Source organism: Curtobacterium sp. AB451 (genome assembly GCF_050585845.1).
Taxonomy (GTDB): domain Bacteria; phylum Actinomycetota; class Actinomycetes; order Actinomycetales; family Microbacteriaceae; genus Curtobacterium.
Genome location: NZ_JBOBQG010000007.1, coordinates 28,576 through 52,344, shown reverse-complemented (window position 1 = coordinate 52,344; position 23,769 = coordinate 28,576). Strand labels below are relative to the sequence as shown.

The window sequence follows — 23,769 nt, the reverse complement described above, 5'->3', positions numbered from 1 at the left end:
GCGTCACGGTCCCGGAGCGGGGTCCGGTGGCGCGCACCGTCGGAGGGGCCGGGGGACAGCCGGCTGGGCGGTGGAGCGGCGACGGGTGCGTACCGTCGGCCACATGACGGACCAGCAGATCGACCAGTACAGCATGCAGGACCCGACGACGATGTACGCCGACAAGAAGCCGGACGAGCAGTACCTCGAGGGGGCCGGCACCGACCAGGAGATGGCGGAGAACGTCCCCGCCGACCACGGCGAGGAGACCTACCGCGGCGCCGGTCGGCTCGCGGGGCGCAAGGCGCTCATCACCGGCGGCGACTCGGGCATCGGCGCGGCCGTGGCCATCGCCTACGCCCGCGAGGGTGCCGACGTCGCGATCTCGTACCTCCCGGAGGAGCAGGAGGACGCCGACCGCATCATCGCCCTCGTCGAGGCGGCAGGTCGCAAGGCCGTCGCGCTGCCCGGAGACATCACCTCGCTCGAGGTCTGCGAGCAGCTCGTCGCCGATGCCGTCGAGCAGCTCGGCGGGCTCGACATCCTCGTGAACAACGCCGGCAAGCAGCAGAACGTCGACGACATCACGAAGATCTCGGACGAGGAGTTCGACGAGACGTTCAAGACGAACGCCTACGCGACCTTCCGGATCACGAAGGCCGCGGTGCCGCACCTGCAGCCGGGCTCCACGATCATCAACACGACCTCGATCCAGGCGTACGCACCGTCGCCGCACCTGGTGCACTACGCCGCGACGAAGGCGACCGTGAACAACCTGGCGAAGGGCCTCGCCGCGCAGCTCGCGCCGAAGGGCATCCGCGTCAATGCCGTGGCTCCCGGTCCCATCTGGACCCCGCTCCAGCCCGCCGGTGGGCAGCCGCCGGAGGCCCTGCCCTCTGCCGGCGAGCAGACCTACCTCGGCCGTTGGGGCCAGCCCGCCGAGCTCGCGCCGGCGTACGTGTTCCTGGCGAGCGGCGAGTCGTCGTATGTCGTGGGCGAGACGCTGCACGTCGACGGGGGCATGCCGACGCCGTAGCGGTGGGCGGACAGCGGACGGGAGGGACGGTGCCGGCTGGCACCGTCCCTCCCGTCCTTCCGTCAACCGGTCGTCAGCACGGCGCGGTGCAGGTGCGCGCCAGACGCTCGAGCAGTTCGCGCGCGGACAGCGCCGCGGCCAGCTCGACCTCGACCGGGTTGATGCCGACGGCCCGTTCGAACGCGCGGCGCCGGGCCTGGTCGGCGATCGGGACCTCGGGGCGCTGCGGGAGCGCGGCGATCGCCCGGGCCGCGGCGTCGAACGCGCCGGTCGGCCGCCCGAGCTGCTCCCACATGGTCCGGACGTCGTGGGCGACCTGATCCGGGTCGCCGCCGAACTCGAAGCCGGCCGAGGCCATGGTCGCCAGTCCCTGCGCGGTGGGGTCGTTCGGGGTCATGACGGCATCGTCACACGGATGACCGCGAACGCGCTGCGAACCGCATCGCTTGTCCCCCGACATGCCGACACCCGGACCGGGGATGCTGTTGTCCCCCGAACTCCGTTTGGATGGTCCTGCCCCCAGTGGGCGACACGGACAGGACGTCCGGGGACCGACGGAGGGCACGATGCTCGAACACACCAGCGCGGACACGCAGGCGGCAGCCGCCGCGGCCGCGACCCTGCACCTGCGGATCACGATCGTGGGGGCCACCGTCGACCTCCTGCGGGACGTTCCCTTCCACGAGGCCCACGCGGGACTCGTCGCCGAGCGCATCGGGATCGGGGTGGAGGAGCTCCACCAGCACTTCCCCTCGTGGGACGGGCTCGTGCTCGCCGCGGTCGACCGGTGGAACGGCGGCCGCATGGACGAGGTCACGCGTGAGGTCGGCGACGGCTCCACGGTCCAGCTCCTGCGCGGGATCGTCGCGTCGAACGCCGAGGACCCGGCCCTCATGCGGCTCCTCGTCGCCCTGCTCTCGGTCGCGGGCAACCCGCAGCACCCGATGGCGTCGTACCTGCGGTCGCGGTACCAGCTCTTCTACGCGCAGATCAAGCGCGGCCTCGAGCACGACATCGCGGTCGGTCGGGCGCCGCACACCATGGACCCGCGCCGCGGGGCCGAACAGCTCATCGCGCTCTACGAGGGACTCCAGCTGCAGGCGTTGCTGCGGTCGGACCTCGACCTCGTGCCCGCCTTCGACCGGGCCGTCACGCGGCTCGAGCGCGGCTGGATGGAGCGCTACGAGCCGCAGGCCGCACGGCGACTGTCGACGTGGAGCGACGGCGGCTGGGAGATCTGACCCGCGGCACTCGGTGCTCGGTGCTCGGCTCGGGGTGCTCGCCGCTCGGCGCTCGGCTCGCGGAGCGCTCGGCTCGCGATCTCACGGGCTGCGCGACACGTCACGCGCGTCGCGGTCCGTGAGGTGTCGCCCAGCCCGTGACGTCGTGCGCCGGTCGGCACCGGCGCCGGCGCCGGCGCCGGCTCAGCGCGGCCGCGGCCCGCGTGGCGTCGAGCCGTTGCCGGGGTCGTAGCCCGAGTCGCGGATGACCTTGATCGCCGTGGTGTCGTTGTGCACCGAGTGCACGACGACCCGTCGGGACCGCCGGAGCGCCCGCCGTGCCCCCGGCGTCGCCACGAGGCCGCCGAGCACGAGCCCGGCACCGATCGCCAGGGCGACCGAGACGGCCGCGACGAAGTCCAGCGCCGCGCTCGACGACCCGGACATGAAGTTGAGCAGGGCGCTCGACACGGCGACACCGGGCAGCAGGGCGCCGCAGAACGCCGGCACCGCGATCGCTGCCACGGCCGTCCGCATCCGTGCGGCGGCGATCGTCGCGAGCACGCCGAGGAGCACCGAGGCGAGGAAGGTCGCTCCGAGCAGCGGGATGCCGACCTCGCGGAGGAGACGCAGAGCGGCACCGGCGGCCACCGAGAACACGACGGCGACCGGGATCACCCGCGCGCTCGCCTGCTGCACGAAGCAGTTGGCGGCCGCCGAGACGACGGTCAGCAGCAGGGACGCCCAGAGCGGCAGGGTCTGCAGGGCGATCCCGGACGGGTCCACCTCGATCCGCAGCCACTTCGTCACGGCGATGCCGGCCGGCACCCCGACGACGATCGCGGCGATGACGAGCCCGATGTAGAACGCCCGGGCCACCGCCATCGCCCGGAACCCCGAGATCGCGTCCTGCGCCCACGTGACGAGGGACGGGTGCGGGAGCAGGAGCACGACGAGCGCGGCCACCATCGTCGCCGCCTGCCCCGGGTGCAGCACGCCCGCCCAGATCGCGAGCGTGCCGATCGCCGAGGCCACCGCACCCTGCGCACCGGAGACGAAGAACTGCGGGAAGCCCCGCCCGGTCAACCACCGGCCCGAGACGATGATGCCGAGCATGAGCACGAACGCGCCGAGCCCCGCCCGCCAGCCACCGCCGGCCTGCATCGCGATCGAGATGCCGAGGATCGAGAGCCCGACGTCGGCCGACCACTGCGGCCACCGGGGCGGCAGCCGGAGCACGGCGACGAGGGCGCTCACGGCGGAGGTCATGTCGCGCTCGTCGTGCACGAGGTCGTCGACGATCTGGTTCGCCCGCGCCAACCGGTCGAGGTCCGAGCCGTCGGACTGCACCGTGCGGACCTTCACCAGCGGCGGGTGGTCGGCCGGCGCGTACTGGATCGTCACCGAACTGCCCGAGAAGTCGAGGTCGAGCGGTGCGAGGTTCCACTTCGTCGACACCGCGACGACGGCGGTCTCGACGCTCCGGGTGTCCGCGCCCGAGGCGAGCATGACCTCGGCGAGGTCGAGGCAGAAGTCGACGATCTGCACCGGCGAGTACTGCTCGCGGGCCCGGGTGTCCGGGACGACCTCTTCGTAGATCGTGCCGCGGAGCCGGGCCCGGGCATCGCGGATGTCGTGCTGCGCGAGGTTCCGGACGCGTGGCCGTGGTGGACGCCCGGGTCTGGCTCCGGGGAGGGACTGCTCGGCCATCCCGCCATCGTGCCAGTCGTCGACGCCCGAGTCCGGACGTCCGCTGGACGCCCTCAGTGCCGACGCTGTGCGCTGAGCCGTCCCGCGGCGAACGACGCGACGACGGCGCCTGCCAGCACGAGCACCGGCCCGACCGTCGACCGCCAGGCCAGGGAACCCGCGACGAAGGCGTAGTCGACCCGGGGTGCGACGCTGGCGAAGCCGACCGTGGAGGTCGGGGTGGTGAGGAGCAGCACGACGCCGACGACGAGGGCGGCCAGGCCGAGCCAGAGGGACACGTGGGTCCAGGGTGCGGGACGTGGCATGCCGTCGGCGTACGCAGACGGGAGGCGCGGTGCCGACCGGCACCGCGCCTCCCGTTCCGCGCGTCGAGCGCCTACTGCTCGAAGGTCGCGTGGAGCTCGATGTCGACGCCGGTGAGCGCCTTCGAGACGGGGCAGGTGGCCTTCGCCTCGTCGGCGGCCTTGAGGAAGGTCGCCTCGTCGATGCCGGAGACCTCGCCGGAGACGGTGAGGACGATGCCGGTGAGCTTGAACCCGCCGGCCGAGTCCGGGCCGAGCGAGACGTCGGCCTTGACGTCGAGCGCCTCGACCGTGCCGCCCGCCTCGCCGAGGACGGCCGAGAACTGCATGGCGTAGCACGCGGAGTGCGCGGCTGCGATGAGCTCCTCGGGGCTGGTGGTGCCGCCGGCGTCGTCGGCGGCACGCTTCGGGAAGGACACGTCGTACGTGCCGACCTTCGAGCTGGAGAGCTCGACCTGGCCGGAACCGTCGTTGAGGCCGCCGTTCCAGGCGGTGCGTGCGGTGCGCGTGGGCATGACCGCTCCTTTCGTGTGGGGGATCGGTCCCGATCGGGACCGCCGACGCCGAGTCAATCAGAGAACGCGCGTTCTCGCGAGGGCTCTCGGGGAAGACGCAGGTCTGCCCTACGATCGGGCGCATGGGGGACAGGGTGACCGCGGGCTTCCGCGACCGCGTGCTCGAGCCGGGGCCGGTCGACGTGACGAACCCGGTCGTCGCGTGGGTGCGGTTCTGGACGCGGGGCTGGCGGTTCCACGGGCGGGCGAGCCGGACGGAGTTCTGGTGGGTGATCGCCCTCGAGCTCGCCCTGACGGCGGCGGCGCTCTGGATCGTCGGCGTGCACGGCACGGGCGGACGGTGGGAGCTGTACGCGGACCCGTTCGGGGCGGTCGTCTCGCCGCGGGTGTCCTTCCACCTCGTCGAGGTGGAGCAGGGGGCCTGGTTCGGTTGGGGCTCGGGTCCCCGGGACGTCCGGCCGGACGCGTGGGACGCGGTCCTGCTCGCCGCGGTGATCGCGACCGTCGTGCCGCGGTGGTCGCTGCTCGTCCGACGCCTGCACGACCGTGACCACACCGGGATGTGGATCCTGCTCCTCGTGTTCACCGGGCCGATCGGGTGGCTCGTGCTGACCGGCATGGTCGCCTCGCGGTCGCGCGCCCGGGGCGCTCGGTTCGACCGCGGCCCGGTCGGCGGGCGGCAGGTGTCGAGCACGGATGAGCCACAGCTGTCGTCCTGAGCGACAGGTGTAATCTGGCGGGGTTCAAAGGAGACCCCATGCGCGCCGTCGTGTTCGAACAGTTCCAGACGTTCCCGTCCCTCACGGACGTCCCGAAGCCCACCCCGGGTCCGGGGGAGGTGCTCCTCAAGGTCGCCGGTGCCGGTGCGTGCCACTCGGACGTCGCCGTCTACCGCGAGTTCCAGGCGGGGCAGCCAGGAGCGCAGCAGCCCCCGTTCGTCCTCGGGCACGAGAACTCCGGCTGGGTCGAGGAACTCGGCGACGGCGTCTCCGGCTTCACCGCGGGTGACGCTTACCTCGTCTACGGCCCGGTCGGCTGCGGGCACTGCTCGTACTGCTCGAAGGGGCAGGACACGTACTGCGAGAACGCTGCCACGAACCCGTACGCGGGCATCGGCCTCGGGCGCGACGGCGGGATGGCGGAGTACGTCAGAGTGCCGGCACGCAACCTCGTGCCGCTGGGTGACGCCGACCCGATCGCGGCCGCACCGCTCAGCGACGCCGCGCTCACGCCGTACCACGCGATCAAGGCCTCGCTGCCGAACCTGGCCGGCGGTGGCAGGTACGCCCTCGTCGTGGGCCTCGGCGGACTCGGGCAGATCGCCGTCCAGATCCTCACGGCCCTCACCGGGGCGACCGTCATCGCGACGGACACGAAGCAGGACGCGATGGACCGCGCGGCCGCACGGGGCGCGATCACCGTGCCGGGTGGCCCCGACCAGGCCGCTGCGATCCGCGAGATCACCGGCGGGCGCGGGGTGGACGCCGCGTTCGACTTCGTCGGGGCGACACCGACGATCACCCTCGCCCAGGCGTCGATGGCGATCGGCGGGCGGTGCACCGTGGTCGGCATCGCCGGGGGCACCACGGAGTGGAACTTCTTCCGGACCCCGTACGAGTCGACCATCACGAACACGTACTGGGGCACCGTCGAGGACCTGCACGAGGTCGTCGCGATGTACCGCGCGGGGCAGATCGTCCCCGACGTCGAGCGCTACGCACTGTCCGACGCGCTCGAGGCCTACCGGAAGCTCGAGGCCGGCGAGCTCTCGGGCCGCGCGGTCGTGGTGCCGACGCTCTGACGCGGAGACGCGGAGCCGCGGAGCCGCGGGGCCGCGCGCTACCGGGTCACCGTCCCGCGGCGTAGCCCTGCGCGCCCCGCGGGTTCGCCGCCGCGCCGAGCACCCCGGTCGCCGGGTCCCGCGTCACGCACGACAGCCGGCCGAGCGTCCAGTCGCCCGCGCGGGTGACGACGTGCCCGCGGGCCTCGAGCCCGGCGATCACGTCGTCGCCGATCCGGTCCTCGACCACGAGTCCAGCCGGCTCCCACGTGCGCGGCCAGAACGACCCCGGGAACGACGTCGTGTGCAGGGCGGGCGCGTCGATGGCCTGCTGCGGGGAGTACCCGCCGACGATCCAGCGGAGCAGGAACAGCAGCTGCCACTGGTCCTGTTGGTCGCCACCCGGTGAGCCGACCGCGGCGACCGGGACGCCGTCGCGGAGCACCAGGGTCGGGGTGAGCGTCGTGCGCGGGCGCTCGCCGGGGCGGAGGGTCGAGGCCGTGCCCTCCTCGAGCCAGGTCATCTGCAGGCGGGTACCCAAGCAGAAACCGAGCCCCGGGATCGTCGGCGAGGACTGCAGCCAGCCGCCGGACGGGGTCGCGCTGACGATGTTGCCCCAGCGGTCGACGACGTCGATGTGGCACGTGTCACCGCGGGTCTCGCCGTCCGGGGCCACGAACGGTTCGCCGCGGTCCTCGACGGGCGCGACCGCCGGGGCGTCCCGCTCGATGCGGACCGTCGGCTCGCCCGCGGACCCGGCGGCTCCGGCCGAGGCCTTGTGCGACGTCCGGACCGGCGGCATCGTGTGCCGGACCCCCTCGACGCTCCCGGGCCGCAGCTCGGCCGACGCCAGGTCCCCGATCAGGGCTCGGCGCTCGTCGGTGTACGCGTCCGACAGCAGGACGTCGAGGGGGACGTCGCCGTCGCCATAGAACGCCTCGCGGTCGGCCAGCGCGAGCTTCTGCGCCTCGACGATCGTGTGCGCGCCGAGCTCGGTCGAGGGGTCGAGCCGTGCGTCGTCGAGCGGCTCGAGCAGTCGCAGGGTCTGCAGGAGCGCCGGACCCTGTCCCCACGGCCCGGTCTTCGCGATGGTGCACCCGCGGAACTCCGCCGTCGTCGCCGGCTCGTAGGTCGCCCGGAAGGCCGCGAGGTCCGACGCCCGGATCACGCCGGCGTGGTCGGTCCCGGACGCGTGGCGGTGCGGCTGGCGGACGAACCGGTCGATCGCCTCGGCGACGAAGCCCTCGGCCCACTCGCCGCGGGCGGCGTCGATGCGCGCGCTCCGGCCGTCGACGCCGCTCCCGGCGGCGACGAGCCGTTCGAAGACCGAGGCGAGCGCCTCGTTGCGCACCACGTCCCCCGGGGCCGGCACCGCGCCTCCCGGCAGCCACTGCGCGGCGGAGGTGGGCCAGTGCTCCTCGAACAACCCGCGCACCGCGGTGATCGTCCGGACCACCGCGGGCACGACCGGGTGGCCGTCCCGCGCGTAGCCGACGGCCGGTGCGAGGACGTCGGCGAGCTCCCACGTGCCGTGGTCGCGCAGCAGCAGGAGCCAGGCGTCCACGGCACCCGGCACGGTGGCGGCGAGGGCACCGGCTCCCGGGACGAGGTCGAGCCCCTCGGCGCGGTAGTGCTCCGGCGTCGCACCGGCCGGGGCGGGCCCCTGTCCGACGAGCACGGTCGGCGTCGGGTCGTCCTCGGTCGCGAACACCGCCGTGAGGTCGCCGCCGGGGCCGTTCAGGTGCGGCTCGACGACGTGCAGCACGAACGCTCCGGCGACCGCGGCGTCGAACGCGTTCCCGCCCCGTTCGAGCACGGACTGCGCGGTGGCGGTCGCGATCCAGTGCGTCGAGGCGACCATGCCGAAGGTGCCGGCGAGGTCCGGTCGCGTGGTCGTGGGGGCGGGCGGGGTGAAAGCGGGGTTTGGCGTCGGCATGGTCCCATCCTGTCCTTGCGTGCATCCGCGGGTGCGCGCATACTGAACGCAGCGGTTAATTAACCGCAGTGTTCATCAAGGAGGCGACGATGACCACCGACCGCGTCGACGCCGTGCTCTCGGCCCTCGCCGACCCCATCCGCCGGCGGATCGTCGAGCGACTCGGGAAGGGCGAGGCGACCGTCACCGACCTGTCCGAGCCGTTCGACGTCAGCGCACCGGCGATCTCCCGACACCTCGGCGTCCTCGAACGCGCCGGTCTCATCACCCGTGAACGGCACGGCACGTGGCGCACCTGCCGGCTCCGGCCCGAGGCCGTCACCGAGCTCGCCGGGTGGCTGGGCGGGCTGCAGCCGGTCTGGGACCGCCGGTTCGACAGCCTGGAGGCGCTGCTCGCCTCCCAGCGTCCGCCCGCCACCGTGGGCGGCGCGTCCACAGCACCCACCGTCCCGTCCGACGACCAGCAGGAGCAGTCATGACCGAGCAGTTCACCGCCCACGCCACCCACCGGTTCGCGTACCCCGTCCAGGACGTCTACCGCGCGTTCGTCGACCCCGCACAGCTCGCGCTCTGGTTCGGGCCGCTCGGCTTCCACGTCCCCGTCGCCACCGTCGAGGTCGACGCCCGCGTCGGTGGGGCCTGGAACCTCACCATGGTGAGCAACGACGACCCCGGGTGGGCCTCGCCCGTGCACTCGACGCTCCAGGAGGTCGAGGAGAACCGGATCATCGTCGGGACGTCGACCGCCGAGGGCATCCCCGGCATCGAGGACGGGACGCCGCTGTCCCTCACGCTCGAGTTCGCCGAGGACGGCGACGGCACGGTGGTCACGCTCACCCAGGGCCCCTTCCCCGAGGCCATGCGGGACATGAACATCGCCGGGTGGACGCAGTCGTTCCACAAGCTCGAGGCCCTGCTCGGCGCCCCGAAGGCCTTCTTCCAGATGCCCTGACGACACGGAGTGCCCCCGGAACTGGGGTTGTCCGGTCCGGGCAATGGGGTTGTGCGGGCTCCACGAAAAGGTGACCATCGTTCGGCGGCGTGTCGAGAGCGCGTCGCCGAACGGTCGGCAGGGGCTCGGCCGGATCCAGATCAGGGGTTCCATGACCAGCACACCGTCCTCCGTCGCGCGCGCTCGCCGACTCCCTCGACTCGCAGCCGCGGTCGTGGCCATCGCCGTCCTCGCCGGTGGTGCCGTCGGGATCGCCGAGCCGGCGTCGGCAGCCGTGGTCTACAAGGGGAAGGCGCCTGCCGGCACGACGCTGCAGCCCGGCGACTCGGTGACCTCGCCGAACGGCCAGTTCCGGCTGATCCTGCAGGGTGACGGCAACCTCGTCGAGTACGGCGTCGGCAACCAGGTGCTCTGGGCGTCGAACACCTCGAACCAGCCCGGTGCCGTGCTGACGATCGGGCGGAACCGCGCCGTCGACCTGCTGCGGAACGGCAAGCGCATCGTCCGCTGGGCCTCCGCCGGCACCGCGCAGTCCACCGAGTTCGCGGTCCGCGCCGACGGCACGATGGGCCTCTACTCGGGCAAGACCGCGATCGTGAACTGGACGAGCCAGCAGGGCGTCGTGCCCGCCGGCAACTCGATCTACTCCGGCACCGTGCTCAGCTCGGACACGAGCGGCACCCGTCGCCTGACGATGCAGACCGACGGCAACCTCGTGCAGACCGTCAACCGCAAGGTCGTCTGGCAGTCCGGGACCGCCGGGCACGCTGGCGCCTGGGCGGAGCTGCGCAAGGACGGCAACTTCGCCGTGGTCGGTCGCGACGCCGCGCAGAAGAAGGTCACGCTCTGGAACTCGCGGACCGGCACCGCGGGCGCCGGCACGCTCATGGTGCAGGTGGACGGCAACGTCGTGCTCTACGGCGGCAAGGACACCCGCGTCTGGTCGACCAAGCCCGTCACGGGCATGATGTGGCCGGTCGCGAGCACCAAGATCTCCGGACGCTACGGCGACGACCGCGGCGCCGGGCACGTGCCGCGGTACCACCAGGGCGCCGACGCCCCGGTCGCGGTGGGTACGCCCGTGTACGCCTCGGGGACCGGCACGGTGACGAGCACCGTCGCGAACAACGCCTCGTACGGCAACTACATCGTCGTGACCTACGGCAACGTCACGGTCCTCACCGCGCACCTCAGCGCGATCGAGGTCAAGCCGGGGCAGATCGTGTCCGTGCGCACCGAGATCGGGAAGTCTGGCAACACCGGGCAGTCGACCGGGCCGCACGTGCACGTCGAGACCCGGCGGGCGGGATCGCTCTTCGACCCGTTGACGCTGCTGCACTTCCGGTAGGGGAACGGCCCGCACTCGAGTCGAGTGCGGGCCGCCGTCTCAGTCCCTCCGCCAGACGTCGAGCAGGAGCCTGGCGACAGCCACGAGCAAGCTCGCGACCGGCAACCAGGACACCCGACGCCTGGGCTCGGACCCGTTGTCCTTCGACATCGAGACCACCTCCGGTGTGTCAGCGCCGGCGGACACGAGGAGCGGGGTGCCGAGGGGTGCGTCCGTGACCGGGGTCACGTACGCTGACTCCGAGCGAAACGCTCGGGACACTCTGCGTCCCTCTGGCACTCCACTCGGAGAGCAACTCGGAGCCCATCACCGTTGCCGCGGTGGTGGGCTTCAACCTTGCCCGGGGCGATCGTCCGGCGGCCGAGGCCCTCGCGTCCTGATCGTTCGACGTCGGCCGTAGGGTGGACGGGATGGAGAAGCGCGGCGGACGGGTCATCGTGTTGGTGGCGATCGGGATCGTGGCGGGGATCCTCTCCGGCCTGTTCGGCGTCGGCGGCGGGGTCATCGTCGTGCCGGCCCTGATGGCGGCCCTCCACCTCGACCAGCGCCGGGCATCGGCGACGTCCCTCGTGGCGATCGCCCCCGCGGCCGTCGTCGGGGCGATCACGTACGGCGTGCAGGGCGAGGTGCACTGGCTCGCGGCCCTGACCCTGGCGGTCGGCAGCGTCGTCGGTGCCCCGATCGGCGCGCGGCTCCTGCGGGCGCTGCCACTGCGGGTCCTGCCGTGGATCTTCGTGGAGTTCATCGCCGTCGTGCTCGTCTCGCTGTTCGTGGCGGTGCCGACGCGCGGGGGCGAGGTGCACTTCGGCGTGGTCGAGGCGATCGTCCTGCTGCTGCTCGGGCTGTTGTCGGGCGTGCTGTCCGGGCTCGTCGGGGTCGGCGGCGGGGTCGTCATCGTGCCGGGGCTCGAGGTCGCGCTCGGCGCGGGCGACCTGCTCGCGAAGGGCACCTCGCTGCTCACCATGGTGCCGACGTCCGTCTCGGGCACGGTGGCGAACCTCCGGCGCCGAGCGGTGGACCTCCGGGTCGGCCTCACGATCGGCGTCACGGCCGCGATCTGCGCTCCCGGAGGCGCGTGGATCGCCCGCCTCGTCGATCCGCAGGTGGGCACCTGGCTCTTCGCCGCGTTCCTCGTGGTGGTCGCGGTGATCGTCCTGCGCCGCGGTCGCCGGACCGCACCGCGGAACGAGGCGACGGACGGGGAGGTCGCGTGACGCGCCTCCAGTCCGGCGGTGGGCGGAACCCGGCGGATGCGGAGGCCGTGCTCGCGGCGTTCGCGCGCACATCCGGTGACGTGCCGGCTGCGCGACGCGTCGCGCGGCAGTTCGCCGACCTCGACGAGGGTGAGCGGTCCGCGCTGCTCTGGAGCGAGGACCGGGGCGCGCGGCTCGTCGCCGTCCTGCTCCTCGTGCAGGCGATGCGGGAGCACCCGGACCCGGAGCTGACCGACGAGTACCTGACGGCGGCGAAGGCGGAGCGGTTCGACGACACGGTATTGGTCGACCTCGGGGCGGAGGAGCTCGTGGGTGCCCCGCTCGTCGGGGGCTCGACCGGCCCGCTGTTCGCGCTCGTGAAGTCCGACGTGGCGATGGTCCGTCGGATCGCGGTCGTGGCCACCCTGGCGTTCGCGAAGCAGGGTGACGCCGAGGTGCCGCTCGCCATCGCGGTGCGGCTCGTGCGGGAGCGGAACGACACCGTGCAGTCAGCGCTCGGCCGGGTGCTCCGCGAGACCGGCAAGCGGGCGTCCGAGGCGGCGCTCGTCGCGTTCCTCGAACGGCAGGGGCGGTTCCTCACCCCCGCGGCGCGGGTGACGGCGACCGAGCACCTTCCGCCGGCGGAACGCGACCGACTGCGCGGCTGACCCTGCACGCCGGGGCGCTGACACCGTCCAGACGTCGGACGGCGCCACCCGGCGATGGCTCAGTCGGAGGCGGTGGGCTGCGCGAGGACGGTCGTGAGCGACACGACGACACCGTCCCGGACCTCGATGACGTCGACACCCCGGACCGCGGGCGCACCGACCGGGCCGAAGCCCCACGCGAGGACCCCGTGGTGCTCGGAGACGTACCGACGCCCCTCCTCGACGAACTGGAACGCTCCAAGCGCCTCGTCGAGGATCCCCGCGGCCTTCTGGTCGAGGGCGTCCCAGCCGGTGACGGTCCCCTCGGGGTCGGAGAAGGTCACGTCGGGGGAGTACGTCCGCTCGATCGCAGCGCGCCGTGCGGCAGCGTCGCGGTTCCCGAAGACGTCGTGGAGGTTCGTGGTCAGCAGCTCGGACACGGTCGGCATGGGCGGAGCCTAGCCTGGGCACATGCACACCGAGGTGCCCCGACCCCGCATCGACGCCGCGCTCGTGGAACGGCTCGTGGCCGCGCAGTTCCCGGAGTGGGCCGGGCTGCCCGTCCGCGAGGTCGATGCGCAGGGGTGGGACAACCGCACCTACCGGCTCGGCAGCGAGTTGGCCGTCCGGCTGCCGAGCGCGGCCGGGTACGTCGCAGCCGTCGAGAAGGAGCAGCGGGTCCTGCCGTACCTCGCGGCGCGGCTCGACGTCCCGGTGCCGGAGCCGGTCGGACTGGGGGTCCCGGCCGAGGACTACCCGTTCCCGTGGTCGGTCCGGCGCTGGATCGACGGCACGGTCGCTGCCCGGGCCTCGACCCTCGACCGACGGGCCCTCGCCGCCGACGTCGGTGCGGTGCTCCGGCAGCTGCGGGCCGTGCCGGCGGGTGACGGTCCGGTCGCCGGGGTGCACTCGTTCCACCGGGGAGCGCACCCGTCGCACTACGCACCCGAGGTGGTCGCGGCGCTCGACCGGCTCGGTGACGATGTCGACCGTCATGCGTGCGAGGCGGTCTGGGGCGCGGCGACCGCCTCGGTCTGGGACCGGCCGGCCGTGTGGTTCCACGGCGACGTCGCCCCGGGCAACCTGCTCGTCGACCGGGACGGACGGCTCTCGGCCGTGATCGACTTCGGCACGTGCGGTGTCGGTGATCCGGCGTGCGACCTCGTCCTCGCCTGGACGTTCCTCGACCCGGAAGCGCGACGGGTGTTCCGCGACGCCGTCGGCCTCGACGCCGCCACCTGGGCGCGGGCGCGGGGCTGGGCGCTCTGGAAGGCGCTCATCATGCTCGCGGGGAGCGCCGGGCCCGGGGACCGAGCGGAGCACGAGGCGGTGCTGGGGGCGGTCCTCGCCGATCCGGTCGCGACCTGAGCTGCGCGTCAAGCAGCCGGGCCGCCCCGCGCAGCCCGGCCCACCCGGGTAGCCAGACCGCCCGTCGGGGTCGGGGTCGGGGCCGGGCCGGCGGGGCTAGGGCGTCAGCGCCGCGTCCAGCACGAGGTCGAGCGCCGCGACCTGTCGCTCGGGCGTCCACCGCTCGGGGTCGCCCGCGGCCAGCGCGGTGATCCCCTCGACGGTCGCGACCAGGGCAGCCGCGCGGTCGTCACACACCGCATCCGTCAGGCCGGTCGCGAGCGCGAGCAGTCGAGCGAGTCGCCCGGCGAAGGAGCGGCTGTTCGTCACGTGCTGGTCGCGCAGCACGGGGTCACCGAGCGCGGCGGCGAGGAACGCGACCCACGCCCGGGCCTCGGCGAGGCGCCCGGCATCGACGGCGAGTGCGCCGCCGGCCACCGCCCGCACCGCTGCTGCCGCGTCCGGGGCGTCCGCCTCGAGTGCGTCGGCACGGACCCTGGTGCGGTCGTGCAGAACCTGTCGGGCGTGCAGGAGGAGGGCGCGCTTGTCGGGGAACGTGTGGAGGACGAGCCCCGTCGTGCACCCGGCGCGTTCGGCGACGGCGCGGAGCGTCAGGCCGGTCGGACCGAGGTCGGCGAGGGTGGTGAAGACGGCCTCGGACAGCCGGGTCCGCTGGGCGGCGTCGTCTCGGGTCCGGGGCACACCGGAAGCGTAACAGGTGTTACCGTAACGATCGTTACCGAAAGGATCGCCATGCGCTGGACCATCACGACCGTCCCGTTCGACCACGCGGACGCCGACCGGCTCCGCCGAGCACAGCGGCAGGAGCTCGACGCGCGGTACGGGACGGACGACCACGAGCCCGGCGTCCCGCCGACCGCGGCCGACGTCCCGGTGTTCGTCCTGGCGTGTGACGAGGACGGCTCCGCGATCGCCTGCGGCGGGCTCCGGCCGCTCCCCGACGACGTCCTCGGTGCCGGGGTCGTGGAGATCAAGCGGATGTACACGGCGCCGTCCGCTCGGGGGACCGGTGTGGCGACGGCGGTGCTCCGGCGGCTCGAGCAGGAAGCGGTGCGGGCGGGCGCGGACTCGGTGGTCCTCGAGACCGGCACGGCGCAGCCCGACGCGATACGGTTCTACGAGCGCGAGGGGTACACGGCGATCCCGCTCTTCGGTGCCTACGCCGGGTCGACGAACTCGGTGTGCTTCGGCCGGCGACTCGGCCCGGTCCCCGACGTCATCGGAGCAGGGTCAGCGTGAGAACACGTCGTCGAGTGTGTAGGTCCCGAGCCGACGCTCCCGTACGAGGGCTCCCAGCCGGGGCAGCGCGCCGATGGTCCCCGGGAAGTTCGCGTGGCCGATCACGATCCGACCCGGCGTGAACCACTGGTCGGCGAACCCGACGATCTGTCCGGCGCCGATGTCGCCGGAGTCCGCGAGCGTCCCGTACCAGAGCAGCGGTGTCGTGTAGCCGACCCGTGCGGCGGCGGCGTCGACCCGGGCGTCGTGGTACCCGTACGGCGGTCGGAAGTACGGGCGTGCGTCGACGCCGAACGTCCGCTCGATGAACTCGTGGTTGCGGGTCAGCTCGTCCTCGATGGCCTGGTCGCCGAGCTTCGTCAGGGCCGGGTGGTCCCAGGTGTGGTTGCCGATCTGCACCTGCCCCGACGCGATGAGGGGCCGCAGCACGTCGGCGTGCTCCGTCCACGAGGGCCGGACGCCGTTCACGAAGAAGGTGAGCCGGGTGCCGGTCTCGGCCGCGAAGCGGGCGTAGGCGCCGACGACGTCGGATGACGCGCCGTCGTCCACGGTCCAGGCGATCCCGGGTGTCCCGGCGGGCAGTCCGGTGACGGTGCCTGCCGGCAGCGGTGTCCTCGTGAGCGTCGGCTGCGCCCACGTCGGCGTCGGCGTCGGTGTCCGGGTGGGAGACGGGACGGGCGTCGGGGTCGGCGAGTGCGTCGCGACGGCCTCCCGTCGCGGTCCGGTGGGCGCACAGGCGGCGAGCGCTCCGGCCGCGAGCAGGGCGCCCGCTCCGGCGAGCAGGGAGCGGCGGGTGGTGCGGTGGTCCATCCGCACCAGCATCGGGTGACCGGCCGGTCGGGCGCATCGGCTCCCGGGACGATCCGGTTGGCCGATCGGCCACCGGGACCACGGGGACCGGGCCAGGAGGCGCGGCTCACGTCCGCCACGGACCGCGCTGGCCGGACGGGGCTGGGAACGCACCACGGGGCGGGCGGGTACCGACGTGGGGAGACGAGCCGCGCCTCCTGGCCGACTCGAAGCGACCACGAGAGGAACGCGACGTGCGCGCACTGACCTGGCAGGGCACCGAGAAGGTGTCCGTCGAGACCGTCCCCGACCCGACCATCCAGCAGCCGACCGACGCGATCGTGCGGATCACCTCCACGGCGATCTGCGGCTCCGACCTGCACCTGTACCGGGTCCTCGGTCCGTACATCGACAGGGGCGACGTCCTCGGGCACGAGCCCATGGGCATCGTGGAGGAGGTCGGCAGCGCCGTCACGAACCTGAAGGTCGGCGACCGCGTCGTCGTCCCCTTCAACATCTCGTGCGGGCACTGCTACATGTGCGAACGCGGACTCCAGTCGCAATGCGAGACCACCCAGGTCACCGAGTACGGCTCCGGCGCCGCGCTCTTCGGCTACACGAAGATGTACGGCCAGGTGCCCGGCGGCCAGGCCGAGTACCTCCGCGTGCCGCACGCCGACTACGGGCCGATCGTCATCCCCGACGACGGGACGCCCGACGACCGCTGGCTGTTCCTCAGCGACATCCTGCCCACGGCGTGGCAGGCCGTGCAGTACGCGAACGTCCCCGAGGGCGGGACGCTCGCGGTGCTCGGCCTCGGCCCCGTCGGCCAGTTCGCCGCCCGCATCGGCGCGCACCTCGGCTACCGGGTGCTCGCCGTCGACCCCGAGCAGGTCCGCCGCGACCTCGGGGCGAAGCACGGTGCCGAGGTGTTCGACCTGACGAAGGTCGTCGTCCCGCAGCTGGTCGACCTGACCGACGGTCGCGGTCCCGACGGCGTCGTCGACGCGGTCGGCATGGAGGCGCACGGCAACCCGGTCGCCGGCTTCGCCCAGCGCGCCGCCGGGCTCCTGCCCGACAAGCTCGCACAGAAGGCGATCGAGACCGCCGGCATCGACCGGCTCGCCGCGGTGCACGCGGCGATCGACCTCGTCCGCCGCGGTGGCACGGTCTCGCTGAGCGGCGTCTACGGCGGGATGGCCGACCCCATGCCGATGATGACGCTCTTCGACAAGCAGATCACCGTCCGCGAGGGGCAGTGCAACGTGAAGCACTGGATCGACGACATCATGCCGCTCGTGCAGGACCCGTCGGACCCGCTCGGCACGCTCGACCTGACCACCCACCGGGTCTCGCTCGAGGACGCCCCGCACATGTACGAGGTGTTCCAGAAGAAGGAGGACGGCTGCGTCAAGGTCGTGCTCGACCCCGCGATGGCCGCGGCCTGATGCGGATCGTCGTCGTCGGCGGGACCGGCAACCTGGGGACCGCGGTGCTCCGGCGGCTGACGACGGTCCGGGCCGAGGGCACCGCCGTCGAGGTCGTCGGGGTCGCGCGGCGGCTGCCGGACCTCCGCGCCGAGCCCTACGGGGTGGCCGTCTGGCACGCCGTCGACATCGGAGCCCCGGACGCCGTCGACCAGCTCGCCGCCGTGTTCCGGGGCGCGGACGCCGTCGTGCACCTCGGCTGGGCGCTGCAGCCGACGCACGACATCCCGGCGCAGTACCGGACGAACGTGACCGGCACGGCCAACGTCCTCGAGGCCGTGGCGCGCGTCGACGTCCCCCAGGTCGTCGTCGCCTCGTCCGTGGGGGCGTACCGCGGGGTCGACGTGGACGGCAAGCGGACGCCCGTCGACGAGGGGTTCCCCGTCACCGGGATCCCGACCGCCACGTACTCGATCCACAAGGCCGAGAACGAGGCAGCGATGGACGCGTTCGCGGCAGCCCACCCGTCCGTCGTCGTGACCCGGCTGCGACCCGGCCTGGTCTTCCAGCGCAGCGCCGCCGCCGAACTCCGCGGGCTCTTCCTCGGCCGCCTCGTGCCGATGTCGGTCGTCCGGTGGATCCGCTGGGCGGTCCTGCCCCTGCCGCTCGCGTTCGTGTTCCAGGCCGTGCACGCCGACGACGTCGGCGATGCCTTCTGGCGAGCGATCGACCGGCGTGCCGGCGGGGCGTTCAACATCGCTGCCACACCCGTGCTCAACCCGCCGAGGATGGCGCGGGCGTTCGGGATGCGCGGCGCGGTGCGGGTGCCGATGTGGGCGATCCGCGGACTCGTCACGCTCACCTGGCGGCTGCGGTTGCAGCCGACGGACGCCGGGTGGGTGGACATCGCGGCCCGGGTGCCGGTCATGCGGACCGATCGGGCGCGGTCGGTCCTCGGATGGGAGGCGCGGCACACGTCCGACGAGGCCTTGCGCGAGCTCGTGGCCGGGTTCGCGGACGGTGCGCGCGTGCCGGGGTCGGGGCCGTTGCGCGGGTGACGGGTGGCCCCTTCGTGGGGCAGCGCTCGGGCCGGGGACGCGCTACGGTCGGATCGTTCCGACGAAGGGGGACGGCGTGTTCGGGAACTTGTTGGGTGACGGCATGGGTGGCGGGCTCGGCGCGTTCGGGGTGCTGTTCGGGGTGGTCGCGGCCGTGATCGGTCTCGGGTTCGTCGCGATCGTCGTGACGGTCGTCCTCCGCAGCGCACGGATGGCGAAGCGGGGCCAGAACCCGTTCACCATGCAGGAGGACCTGGCGTACCAGGCCATGCAGAGCCGGACGCTGGCGCCCGAGAAGTCGCTCGAGCAGCGGCTCGCCGAGCTCGACGAGCTGCACGCTCGCGGCGTCATCTCGGACGAGGAGCACCGCGCCGCCCGGGCCGAGGCCCTCCGCGCGTGATCACCGCCGAGACCCACAACCCACTGGTGCCGCCCGTCTACGACCTCGTCTGGAGCGTGGTGGTGGCGCTCGTGGTGGTGGCCGTCGTCGTCGCGATCGTGTTCGTCGTCCGACGGTCCCGCCGCGCGACGGGCGGTTCCCGTGAGCAGCGGCTCGCCGAGCTCGACGAGCTGCACGCCCGCGGCGTCATCTCGGACGAGGAGCACCGCGCCGCCCGGGCCGAGGCTCTCCGCGACTAGCCTGGGCGGGTGCTGCGACCGATCGACCTGCTCGGGGAGTGGACCCTGCACCGCACGGTCCTCGACCGACGTGCGGGCATCGACGGCCTCGTGACCGGGACCACGACCCTCGCGCGCACGGCCCCGGACGCGGTCCGCTGGGACGAGGTCGGCACGATGGCCTTCGACGGCCGCACCGTCCCGGTGTCCCGGACGCTCTGGGTCCGCCGCGGCGCCGACGACGACGGCTGGACGGTGCACTTCTCGGACGGTCGGGTGTTCCACGACTGGGTCTGGGGATCGGCGGTGTCCCACGCCTGCGAGCCCGACGACTACTCCGGGGTGCTCGCTGGCGACACGGAGCGCTGGACGGTCCGGTGGGAGGCGCACGGCCCGGCGAAGGACTACGTCCTCGACAGCACGCTGCGACGTCGGTCCCTCGCGGCAGACTGAGCGCATGCCCCGCAGCTCCGGTACCGACGCCCCGCGCACCACCCTGACCGAACCGACGGACCTCGACGACTGGACTCCAGGGCCCGGAGACGTCCTCACGGGCGACCGGATCGAGGGCAAGCGCATCGACGTGCTCGACCTCGCGGGGGAGCGGCTGCCGGACCTCGAGATCGAGGAGTCGGTGATCGGCACGCTCCGGGCGGACGGCGCCGACCTGCGGGGACTGCGGGTGCGCGACGCGATCGTCGAGACGCTGGACGCCCCGGTGTTCCGCGCGTCGAGCAGCTCCTGGCGTGAGGTCCGGATCGCCGGCGGCCGGATCGGCTCGGCCGAGCTGTACGACACGACGCTGAACGGCGTCGAGTTCGTCGGCATGAAGCTCGGGTTCGTGAACCTCCGCGGCTCGACCGTCACCGACGTCGTGTTCCGGGACTGCGTCGTCGACGAGCTCGACATCGCCGACGCCCGGCTGCTGCGGGTGTCGTTCGAGGGGACGAGCATCCGCGTGGCCGAGGGGTCGAACACGCGGATCGACCACGTCGACCTCCGGGCCGCCGACCTCGACCGGGTGGAGCGGCTCGAGGGCTTCCGCGGCGCGACGATCGCGGCCGACCAGCTGTACACGCTCGCGCCGCTCCTCGCCGCCCAGGCGGGTTACCGGGTCGACTGACCGCCGCCGGCCGCGCGGTGCACGCGGTCGCGCGCTGCCTCACGCGGCGGCGCGCGCCGCCAGCGCCACCGCCAGGTCGGCCTGCACGAGGTCGCCGTGCACCGCCGCGCCCGCCTGTGTGCCCGCAGCCGCCGAGGCGATGACGGTGGCCATCGGCGTCGCCACGTTCCCGGCGGCGTAGACACCCCGGACGCTCGTCTGTCCGGCGCCGTCCACCGTCAGCGCGCCGGCGAAGCGGTGGTCGCCCATGAACTGGTCGGTGGCCTCGAGCCCGAGCCCCGCGAGGAACCCGACCTGCGCCTCGACCGTGCTCGCCGCGGCCAGGGCGTCGAGCGCCACGAACTCGCCGGATGCCAGCGAGACGCCGGTGAGCCGCTCGCCGTCGGACACCACGTCGCGCACCGGTCCCGTCACGACCCGGACACCGCGGGCCGCAAAACCGTCCAGGGTGGTGTCGTCGACGAGTGCTGGGTCCGTGACGAACGCCGTCACGTCCTCGCTGAGCGCACGGAACATGAGCACCTGGTGTGCCCCGATCGGTGACGTCACGAGCACGCCGATGCGCTGGTCGCGGATCTCCCACCCGTGGCAGAACGGGCAGTGCACGACGCCGCGCCCCCACTGCTCGGCGAGGCCCGGGACCTCCGGCAGGACGTCCCGGGCGCCGGAGGCGACGACCAGACGGCGGGCCGTGACGACCGCGCCGGATTCCAGCGAGACCGAGAAGCCGACCGTGTCGACACCGCCACCGTCGGTGGCGGACGCGGCCACGATCCTCCCGGTCGTCACCTCGACGCCGTAGGCGGCCACCTCGTCGCGACCGACCGCTCCGAGCGCCGCCGGCGAGGCCCCCTCGCGCCCGAGGTAGTTGTGCACCCCTGCGGCCCGGGCGTTCCGTGGTTCGCCGGAGTCGACGACCAGCACGGACCGTCGCGACCGGCCGAGGACGAGTGCAGCTGACAGACCGGCGGCTGCTCCGCCGATGACGATGACGTCGTAGTGATCACGCATGCGTGCATCCTGCGGATCCCCACGCAAGGATGGCAAACACCGTTGCCGGTCTGGCAACATGGACGCCGTGGCGACGGACCGGGAGGAACGGATCACCCCGCGCACGACGGCCGAGGTCGTCGACGGGGTCGGTCCACGACTCCGCGCGCTGCGGACGCGCCGGGACGTCACGCTCGCGGCACTCGCCGCCGAGACCGGCATCTCGGTCTCGACGCTGTCGCGGCTCGAGTCCGGCCAGCGGAAGCCGACCCTCGAGCTCCTGCTGCCGCTCGCCCGGGCGTACCAGGTGCCCCTCGACGACCTGGTCGGAGCGCCGAGGACCGGCGATCCCCGGGTACACCTCGCACCGGAGGTGCACGGCGGCCGGGTGGTGGTGCCGCTCACTCGACGGACCGGTGGTGTGCGGTCGTTCAAGCAGCTCATCCCGCCGGAACCACCGAACACGGACCGGACCCTCCGGACGCACGAGGGCTACGAGTGGCTCTACGTGCTGTCCGGACGACTCCGACTGCTCCTGGGCGACCGCGACTTCGACCTCGGGCCCGGTGAGGTCGTCGAGTTCGACACGCACACGCCGCACTGGGTCGGCAACACCACGGACGAGGTCACCGAGGTGCTCTGCCTGTACGGCCCCCAGGGTGAGCGAGCGCACATCCGGTCGCGTCCGGCCGACCGCTAGAAGACGTGTGCGATGACGTCGTCGAGCAGGCCCGACGTCGTGACGTTCGACTGCTGGATGTGGATGCCGACGTCGCCGCGCGTGTAGTAGGTGTCGCCGTCGGTGACCGGGTACTGGCTGTTCTCGGTGATCTGCTGGCAGCGGTAGCCGTACCCGTCGAGCGAGCAGTCGTAGCCGTTCAGTGCCGACTTCAGGTGTGGGTATGCCGTGGTCGAGTCCACCGTCGCGACCCGGATCGACAGGAACGTCGTGTCCGCCTGCGGGTCCCGCCAGACGCAGTACAGCTGCTTGCCGTCGGGCTGCAGCACCGGCGTGAGGTCGTCCTTCGGGACCGCCACCGGGTTCCCGACGACGGCCGGGTCGTTGAGCGGGGCGTCGGCGAAGGCCGAGTCCCACCTGCCGGCCGTGATGAGCCCGCTGCAGGAGTCGGGGAGTCGCCCGGCGTCGTCGTCCACGCCGGGGACGGGCGTGATCGTGGACGTCGGGCGAGGGCTGGCGCTCGTCGGGGCCGTCGGGGGAGCGGTGGTGGCTGCCGCACTCGTCGACGCCCCGTCGGACGGGCCGGTTCCGACCCCCGACGTCGCCTGGGCGCACCCGGTGAGCGGGAGCGCCGCGAGTGCGAGCAGCGCGAGCCCGGTGGTCCTGTTCCGTCGCACGAGTTCCCCCTGGTGTCGATCGCGGGCCCACCTGCGGACCCGGATCGGACGGTAGTCGCGCTCGGTCCCGGACGACCCGATCGTCATTCGATCGTGTCCTGTGCGGGTCAGTCCCGCCAGACCACCCGCGGTGCCAGCAGACGGTGGCCGGTGGACGCGGGCAGGACCGTCCGCCCGGCACCCATGAGCAGCTCGACCGCGGCCGACGCGACCTCGACCAGGGGCTGTTCGACGCTCGAGATGCCGACCGCCTCGGCCACCGGGGTGTCGTCGTAGCCGACCACCGGCACCGCCGCGCCGAGGGCGAACCGAGCCCCGAGGGCGAGCGTGTCGGACGCGCAGACGAGGGCGTCGAACCCCTCGCCGTGCCGGAGGGCGTCCGCCACCGTCGCGGTGGCCGCCGTCACGTCGTCCCCGCAGGCGAGCTCGGCGTCCTCGGGCAGACCGGCGGCGCGCATCGCGTCCTGCCAGCCCCGTCGGCGCTCGTCGCCCTGGCCGGAGGGGCTCGGCCACCCCAGGAACCCGATCCGCCGGTGCCCCCGGGCGAGCAGGTGCGCGGTGGCGTCGTGCACGCCCGCTCGCCCGTCGACGTCCACCCATGGATGCGGTGCGGCGTCCATGTCCGGCAGCCCCCACGGTCGCCCGAAGGTCACGAAGGGGATGTCCCGCGTGCCGAGCCAGGCCGCACGCGGATCGCCGTGGAAGGTCGAGGAGAGGACGAACCCGTCGACGTCCGACCCCTCGACGAGGCGTTCGATGTGGGCGAGTTCGTCGTCGACGTCGGTGGCCGTGAAGAGCAGGATGCGCATGCCGCGCTCGTCGGCGCTGTCGACCAGGGCGTGCAGGAAGCGGTCGAGCACCGCGCCGGAGATGCCGTGCACCGGTTCCAGCCGGACGCCGAGGGTCGAGCTCTGGCGGGTGCGGAGGCGCCGGGCGGACGCGTGCGGGCGGTACCCGAGGTCGTCGATGGCGGCCTGCACCCGCGAGAGCGTCGTGGGTCGGACGACCTCGGGCCGGTTCAGCACGTTCGACACCGTCTGCCGCGAGACGCCGGCGGCGAGGGCGACGTCGGCGACGGTGGCGGGGTGTGACATGGGGTTCACCGTAGCGCCTCCGCGGTGTATGGTCGACTCGTTTGATCGATCAAATTTGAACGATCGAAGTACGAACTCGACGAGGAGTC

At 73.2% G+C, this 23,769-nt stretch carries 30 protein-coding genes; 18 read left to right on the top strand and 12 right to left on the bottom strand.

Features of this window, described 5'->3' with window-relative positions:
* The first annotated feature begins 103 nt into the window (after positions 1-103).
* Positions 104-1,015, top strand: a complete 912-nt coding sequence (locus ACQXVK_RS15265; RefSeq protein ID WP_430854136.1) for an SDR family oxidoreductase — start codon at positions 104-106, stop codon at positions 1,013-1,015.
* Between the two features lie 73 nt (positions 1,016-1,088).
* Here ACQXVK_RS15265 and ACQXVK_RS15260 read toward each other — a convergent pair whose 3' ends face one another.
* The gene (locus tag ACQXVK_RS15260) at positions 1,089-1,412 is read right to left on the bottom strand and encodes a hypothetical protein (protein ID WP_022907826.1); all 324 of its coding nucleotides are present in this window, start codon (positions 1,410-1,412) and stop codon (positions 1,089-1,091) included.
* A 169-nt stretch (positions 1,413-1,581) separates the two neighbouring features.
* Here ACQXVK_RS15260 and ACQXVK_RS15255 point away from each other — a divergent pair, with 169 nt between their 5' ends.
* Positions 1,582-2,256, top strand: coding sequence for a TetR/AcrR family transcriptional regulator (locus ACQXVK_RS15255; protein WP_022907827.1), 675 nt, complete (start codon positions 1,582-1,584; stop codon positions 2,254-2,256).
* 183 nt (positions 2,257-2,439) lie between these two features.
* On the opposite strand, the gene ACQXVK_RS15250 is transcribed toward ACQXVK_RS15255, so the two are convergent.
* The 3 genes from ACQXVK_RS15250 to ACQXVK_RS15240 all read right to left on the bottom strand — a co-directional run bounded on the left by ACQXVK_RS15250 (position 2,440) and on the right by ACQXVK_RS15240 (position 4,762).
* Entirely contained in the window at positions 2,440-3,945 is a 1,506-nt protein-coding gene (locus ACQXVK_RS15250) for a threonine/serine ThrE exporter family protein (protein ID WP_430854135.1), read from the bottom strand.
* 53 nt (positions 3,946-3,998) lie between these two features.
* Positions 3,999-4,250 (bottom strand): hypothetical protein, encoded by a 252-nt coding sequence (locus ACQXVK_RS15245; RefSeq protein ID WP_402268893.1) that lies wholly within the window; start codon positions 4,248-4,250, stop codon positions 3,999-4,001.
* Between the two features lie 71 nt (positions 4,251-4,321).
* Positions 4,322-4,762: an OsmC family peroxiredoxin gene (locus ACQXVK_RS15240; protein WP_022907830.1), complete on the bottom strand. Its 441-nt coding sequence runs from the start codon at positions 4,760-4,762 to the stop codon at positions 4,322-4,324.
* 122 nt (positions 4,763-4,884) lie between these two features.
* Here ACQXVK_RS15240 and ACQXVK_RS15235 point away from each other — a divergent pair, with 122 nt between their 5' ends.
* Together ACQXVK_RS15235 and ACQXVK_RS15230 are read left to right on the top strand one after the other, a co-directional pair.
* Positions 4,885-5,481: a DUF805 domain-containing protein gene (locus ACQXVK_RS15235; protein WP_430854134.1), complete on the top strand. Its 597-nt coding sequence runs from the start codon at positions 4,885-4,887 to the stop codon at positions 5,479-5,481.
* Positions 5,482-5,519: 38 nt separating this feature from the next.
* Complete coding sequence (locus ACQXVK_RS15230) at positions 5,520-6,563, top strand: NAD(P)-dependent alcohol dehydrogenase (RefSeq protein ID WP_430854133.1); 1,044 nt, start codon at positions 5,520-5,522, stop codon at positions 6,561-6,563.
* 46 nt (positions 6,564-6,609) lie between these two features.
* On the opposite strand, the gene ACQXVK_RS15225 is transcribed toward ACQXVK_RS15230, so the two are convergent.
* On the bottom strand, positions 6,610-8,478 hold the full coding sequence (locus ACQXVK_RS15225; RefSeq protein WP_430854132.1) for a gamma-glutamyltransferase family protein: 1,869 nt from the start codon (positions 8,476-8,478) through the stop codon (positions 6,610-6,612).
* An 89-nt stretch (positions 8,479-8,567) separates the two neighbouring features.
* Here ACQXVK_RS15225 and ACQXVK_RS15220 point away from each other — a divergent pair, with 89 nt between their 5' ends.
* The 3 genes from ACQXVK_RS15220 (at position 8,568) to ACQXVK_RS15210 (ending at position 10,778) form a co-directional block, all read left to right on the top strand.
* Positions 8,568-8,957 carry an ArsR/SmtB family transcription factor gene (locus ACQXVK_RS15220; RefSeq protein ID WP_430854131.1) on the top strand — a complete coding sequence of 130 codons (390 nt, stop codon included), beginning with the start codon at positions 8,568-8,570 and terminating at the stop codon, positions 8,955-8,957.
* Positions 8,954-9,430, top strand: coding sequence for an SRPBCC family protein (locus ACQXVK_RS15215; protein WP_430854130.1), 477 nt, complete (start codon positions 8,954-8,956; stop codon positions 9,428-9,430). Before ACQXVK_RS15220 ends, ACQXVK_RS15215 begins: the two co-directional genes overlap by 4 nt.
* A 151-nt stretch (positions 9,431-9,581) precedes the next feature.
* Complete coding sequence (locus ACQXVK_RS15210; protein WP_430854129.1) at positions 9,582-10,778, top strand: peptidoglycan DD-metalloendopeptidase family protein; 1,197 nt, start codon at positions 9,582-9,584, stop codon at positions 10,776-10,778.
* Positions 10,779-10,817: 39 nt separating this feature from the next.
* Here ACQXVK_RS15210 and ACQXVK_RS15205 read toward each other — a convergent pair whose 3' ends face one another.
* Complete coding sequence (locus ACQXVK_RS15205; RefSeq protein ID WP_430854128.1) at positions 10,818-11,006, bottom strand: hypothetical protein; 189 nt, start codon at positions 11,004-11,006, stop codon at positions 10,818-10,820.
* 182 nt (positions 11,007-11,188) lie between these two features.
* Here ACQXVK_RS15205 and ACQXVK_RS15200 point away from each other — a divergent pair, with 182 nt between their 5' ends.
* Together ACQXVK_RS15200 and ACQXVK_RS15195 are read left to right on the top strand one after the other, a co-directional pair.
* A complete protein-coding gene (locus ACQXVK_RS15200) occupies positions 11,189-11,992 on the top strand; it encodes a sulfite exporter TauE/SafE family protein (RefSeq protein WP_430854127.1) in 804 nt (267 codons plus the stop codon).
* Positions 11,989-12,639 (top strand): DNA alkylation repair protein, encoded by a 651-nt coding sequence (locus ACQXVK_RS15195; RefSeq protein ID WP_430854126.1) that lies wholly within the window; start codon positions 11,989-11,991, stop codon positions 12,637-12,639. Before ACQXVK_RS15200 ends, ACQXVK_RS15195 begins: the two co-directional genes overlap by 4 nt.
* A 59-nt stretch (positions 12,640-12,698) precedes the next feature.
* Here ACQXVK_RS15195 and ACQXVK_RS15190 read toward each other — a convergent pair whose 3' ends face one another.
* On the bottom strand, positions 12,699-13,067 hold the full coding sequence (locus ACQXVK_RS15190; protein WP_430854125.1) for a nuclear transport factor 2 family protein: 369 nt from the start codon (positions 13,065-13,067) through the stop codon (positions 12,699-12,701).
* Between the two features lie 22 nt (positions 13,068-13,089).
* Between ACQXVK_RS15190 and ACQXVK_RS15185 the strand changes: the two genes are divergently transcribed.
* Positions 13,090-13,986: an aminoglycoside phosphotransferase family protein gene (locus ACQXVK_RS15185; protein WP_430854124.1), complete on the top strand. Its 897-nt coding sequence runs from the start codon at positions 13,090-13,092 to the stop codon at positions 13,984-13,986.
* A 96-nt stretch (positions 13,987-14,082) separates the two neighbouring features.
* On the opposite strand, the gene ACQXVK_RS15180 is transcribed toward ACQXVK_RS15185, so the two are convergent.
* Entirely contained in the window at positions 14,083-14,667 is a 585-nt protein-coding gene (locus ACQXVK_RS15180) for a TetR/AcrR family transcriptional regulator (protein ID WP_430854123.1), read from the bottom strand.
* A gap of 51 nt (positions 14,668-14,718) precedes the next feature.
* On the opposite strand from ACQXVK_RS15180, the gene ACQXVK_RS15175 reads away from it, so the two are divergent.
* Positions 14,719-15,225, top strand: coding sequence for a GNAT family N-acetyltransferase (locus ACQXVK_RS15175; RefSeq protein WP_430854122.1), 507 nt, complete (start codon positions 14,719-14,721; stop codon positions 15,223-15,225).
* Here ACQXVK_RS15175 and ACQXVK_RS15170 read toward each other — a convergent pair.
* A complete protein-coding gene (locus ACQXVK_RS15170) occupies positions 15,217-16,035 on the bottom strand; it encodes a polysaccharide deacetylase family protein (protein ID WP_430854121.1) in 819 nt (272 codons plus the stop codon). The two genes, ACQXVK_RS15175 and ACQXVK_RS15170, sit on opposite strands and share 9 nt — an antisense overlap.
* A 233-nt stretch (positions 16,036-16,268) precedes the next feature.
* Between ACQXVK_RS15170 and ACQXVK_RS15165 the strand changes: the two genes are divergently transcribed.
* The 6 genes from ACQXVK_RS15165 to ACQXVK_RS15140 all read left to right on the top strand — a co-directional run bounded on the left by ACQXVK_RS15165 (position 16,269) and on the right by ACQXVK_RS15140 (position 20,240).
* A complete protein-coding gene (locus ACQXVK_RS15165; RefSeq protein ID WP_430854120.1) occupies positions 16,269-17,462 on the top strand; it encodes a zinc-dependent alcohol dehydrogenase in 1,194 nt (397 codons plus the stop codon).
* The gene (locus ACQXVK_RS15160) at positions 17,462-18,499 is read left to right on the top strand and encodes an NAD-dependent epimerase/dehydratase family protein (protein WP_430854119.1); all 1,038 of its coding nucleotides are present in this window, start codon (positions 17,462-17,464) and stop codon (positions 18,497-18,499) included. Before ACQXVK_RS15165 ends, ACQXVK_RS15160 begins: the two co-directional genes overlap by 1 nt.
* Before the next feature lie 76 nt (positions 18,500-18,575).
* Positions 18,576-18,899 (top strand): SHOCT domain-containing protein, encoded by a 324-nt coding sequence (locus tag ACQXVK_RS15155; RefSeq protein ID WP_430854118.1) that lies wholly within the window; start codon positions 18,576-18,578, stop codon positions 18,897-18,899.
* Positions 18,896-19,138, top strand: a complete 243-nt coding sequence (locus ACQXVK_RS15150) for an SHOCT domain-containing protein (RefSeq protein ID WP_430854117.1) — start codon at positions 18,896-18,898, stop codon at positions 19,136-19,138. Before ACQXVK_RS15155 ends, ACQXVK_RS15150 begins: the two co-directional genes overlap by 4 nt.
* Before the next feature lie 9 nt (positions 19,139-19,147).
* Positions 19,148-19,570: a DUF6314 family protein gene (locus ACQXVK_RS15145; protein WP_430854116.1), complete on the top strand. Its 423-nt coding sequence runs from the start codon at positions 19,148-19,150 to the stop codon at positions 19,568-19,570.
* A gap of 4 nt (positions 19,571-19,574) precedes the next feature.
* Entirely contained in the window at positions 19,575-20,240 is a 666-nt protein-coding gene (locus tag ACQXVK_RS15140; protein WP_430854115.1) for a pentapeptide repeat-containing protein, read from the top strand.
* Between the two features lie 39 nt (positions 20,241-20,279).
* Here ACQXVK_RS15140 and ACQXVK_RS15135 read toward each other — a convergent pair whose 3' ends face one another.
* The gene (locus ACQXVK_RS15135) at positions 20,280-21,251 is read right to left on the bottom strand and encodes an NAD(P)/FAD-dependent oxidoreductase (RefSeq protein WP_430854114.1); all 972 of its coding nucleotides are present in this window, start codon (positions 21,249-21,251) and stop codon (positions 20,280-20,282) included.
* Between the two features lie 58 nt (positions 21,252-21,309).
* Here ACQXVK_RS15135 and ACQXVK_RS15130 point away from each other — a divergent pair, with 58 nt between their 5' ends.
* A complete protein-coding gene (locus ACQXVK_RS15130; RefSeq protein WP_022907854.1) occupies positions 21,310-21,930 on the top strand; it encodes a helix-turn-helix domain-containing protein in 621 nt (206 codons plus the stop codon).
* Here ACQXVK_RS15130 and ACQXVK_RS15125 read toward each other — a convergent pair.
* Together ACQXVK_RS15125 and ACQXVK_RS15120 are read right to left on the bottom strand one after the other, a co-directional pair.
* A complete protein-coding gene (locus ACQXVK_RS15125; protein WP_430854113.1) occupies positions 21,927-22,586 on the bottom strand; it encodes a hypothetical protein in 660 nt (219 codons plus the stop codon). The genes ACQXVK_RS15130 and ACQXVK_RS15125 overlap by 4 nt on opposite strands.
* Positions 22,587-22,693: 107 nt before the next feature.
* Positions 22,694-23,680: a LacI family DNA-binding transcriptional regulator gene (locus ACQXVK_RS15120; protein ID WP_430854112.1), complete on the bottom strand. Its 987-nt coding sequence runs from the start codon at positions 23,678-23,680 to the stop codon at positions 22,694-22,696.
* Positions 23,681-23,769: the final 89 nt, after the last annotated feature.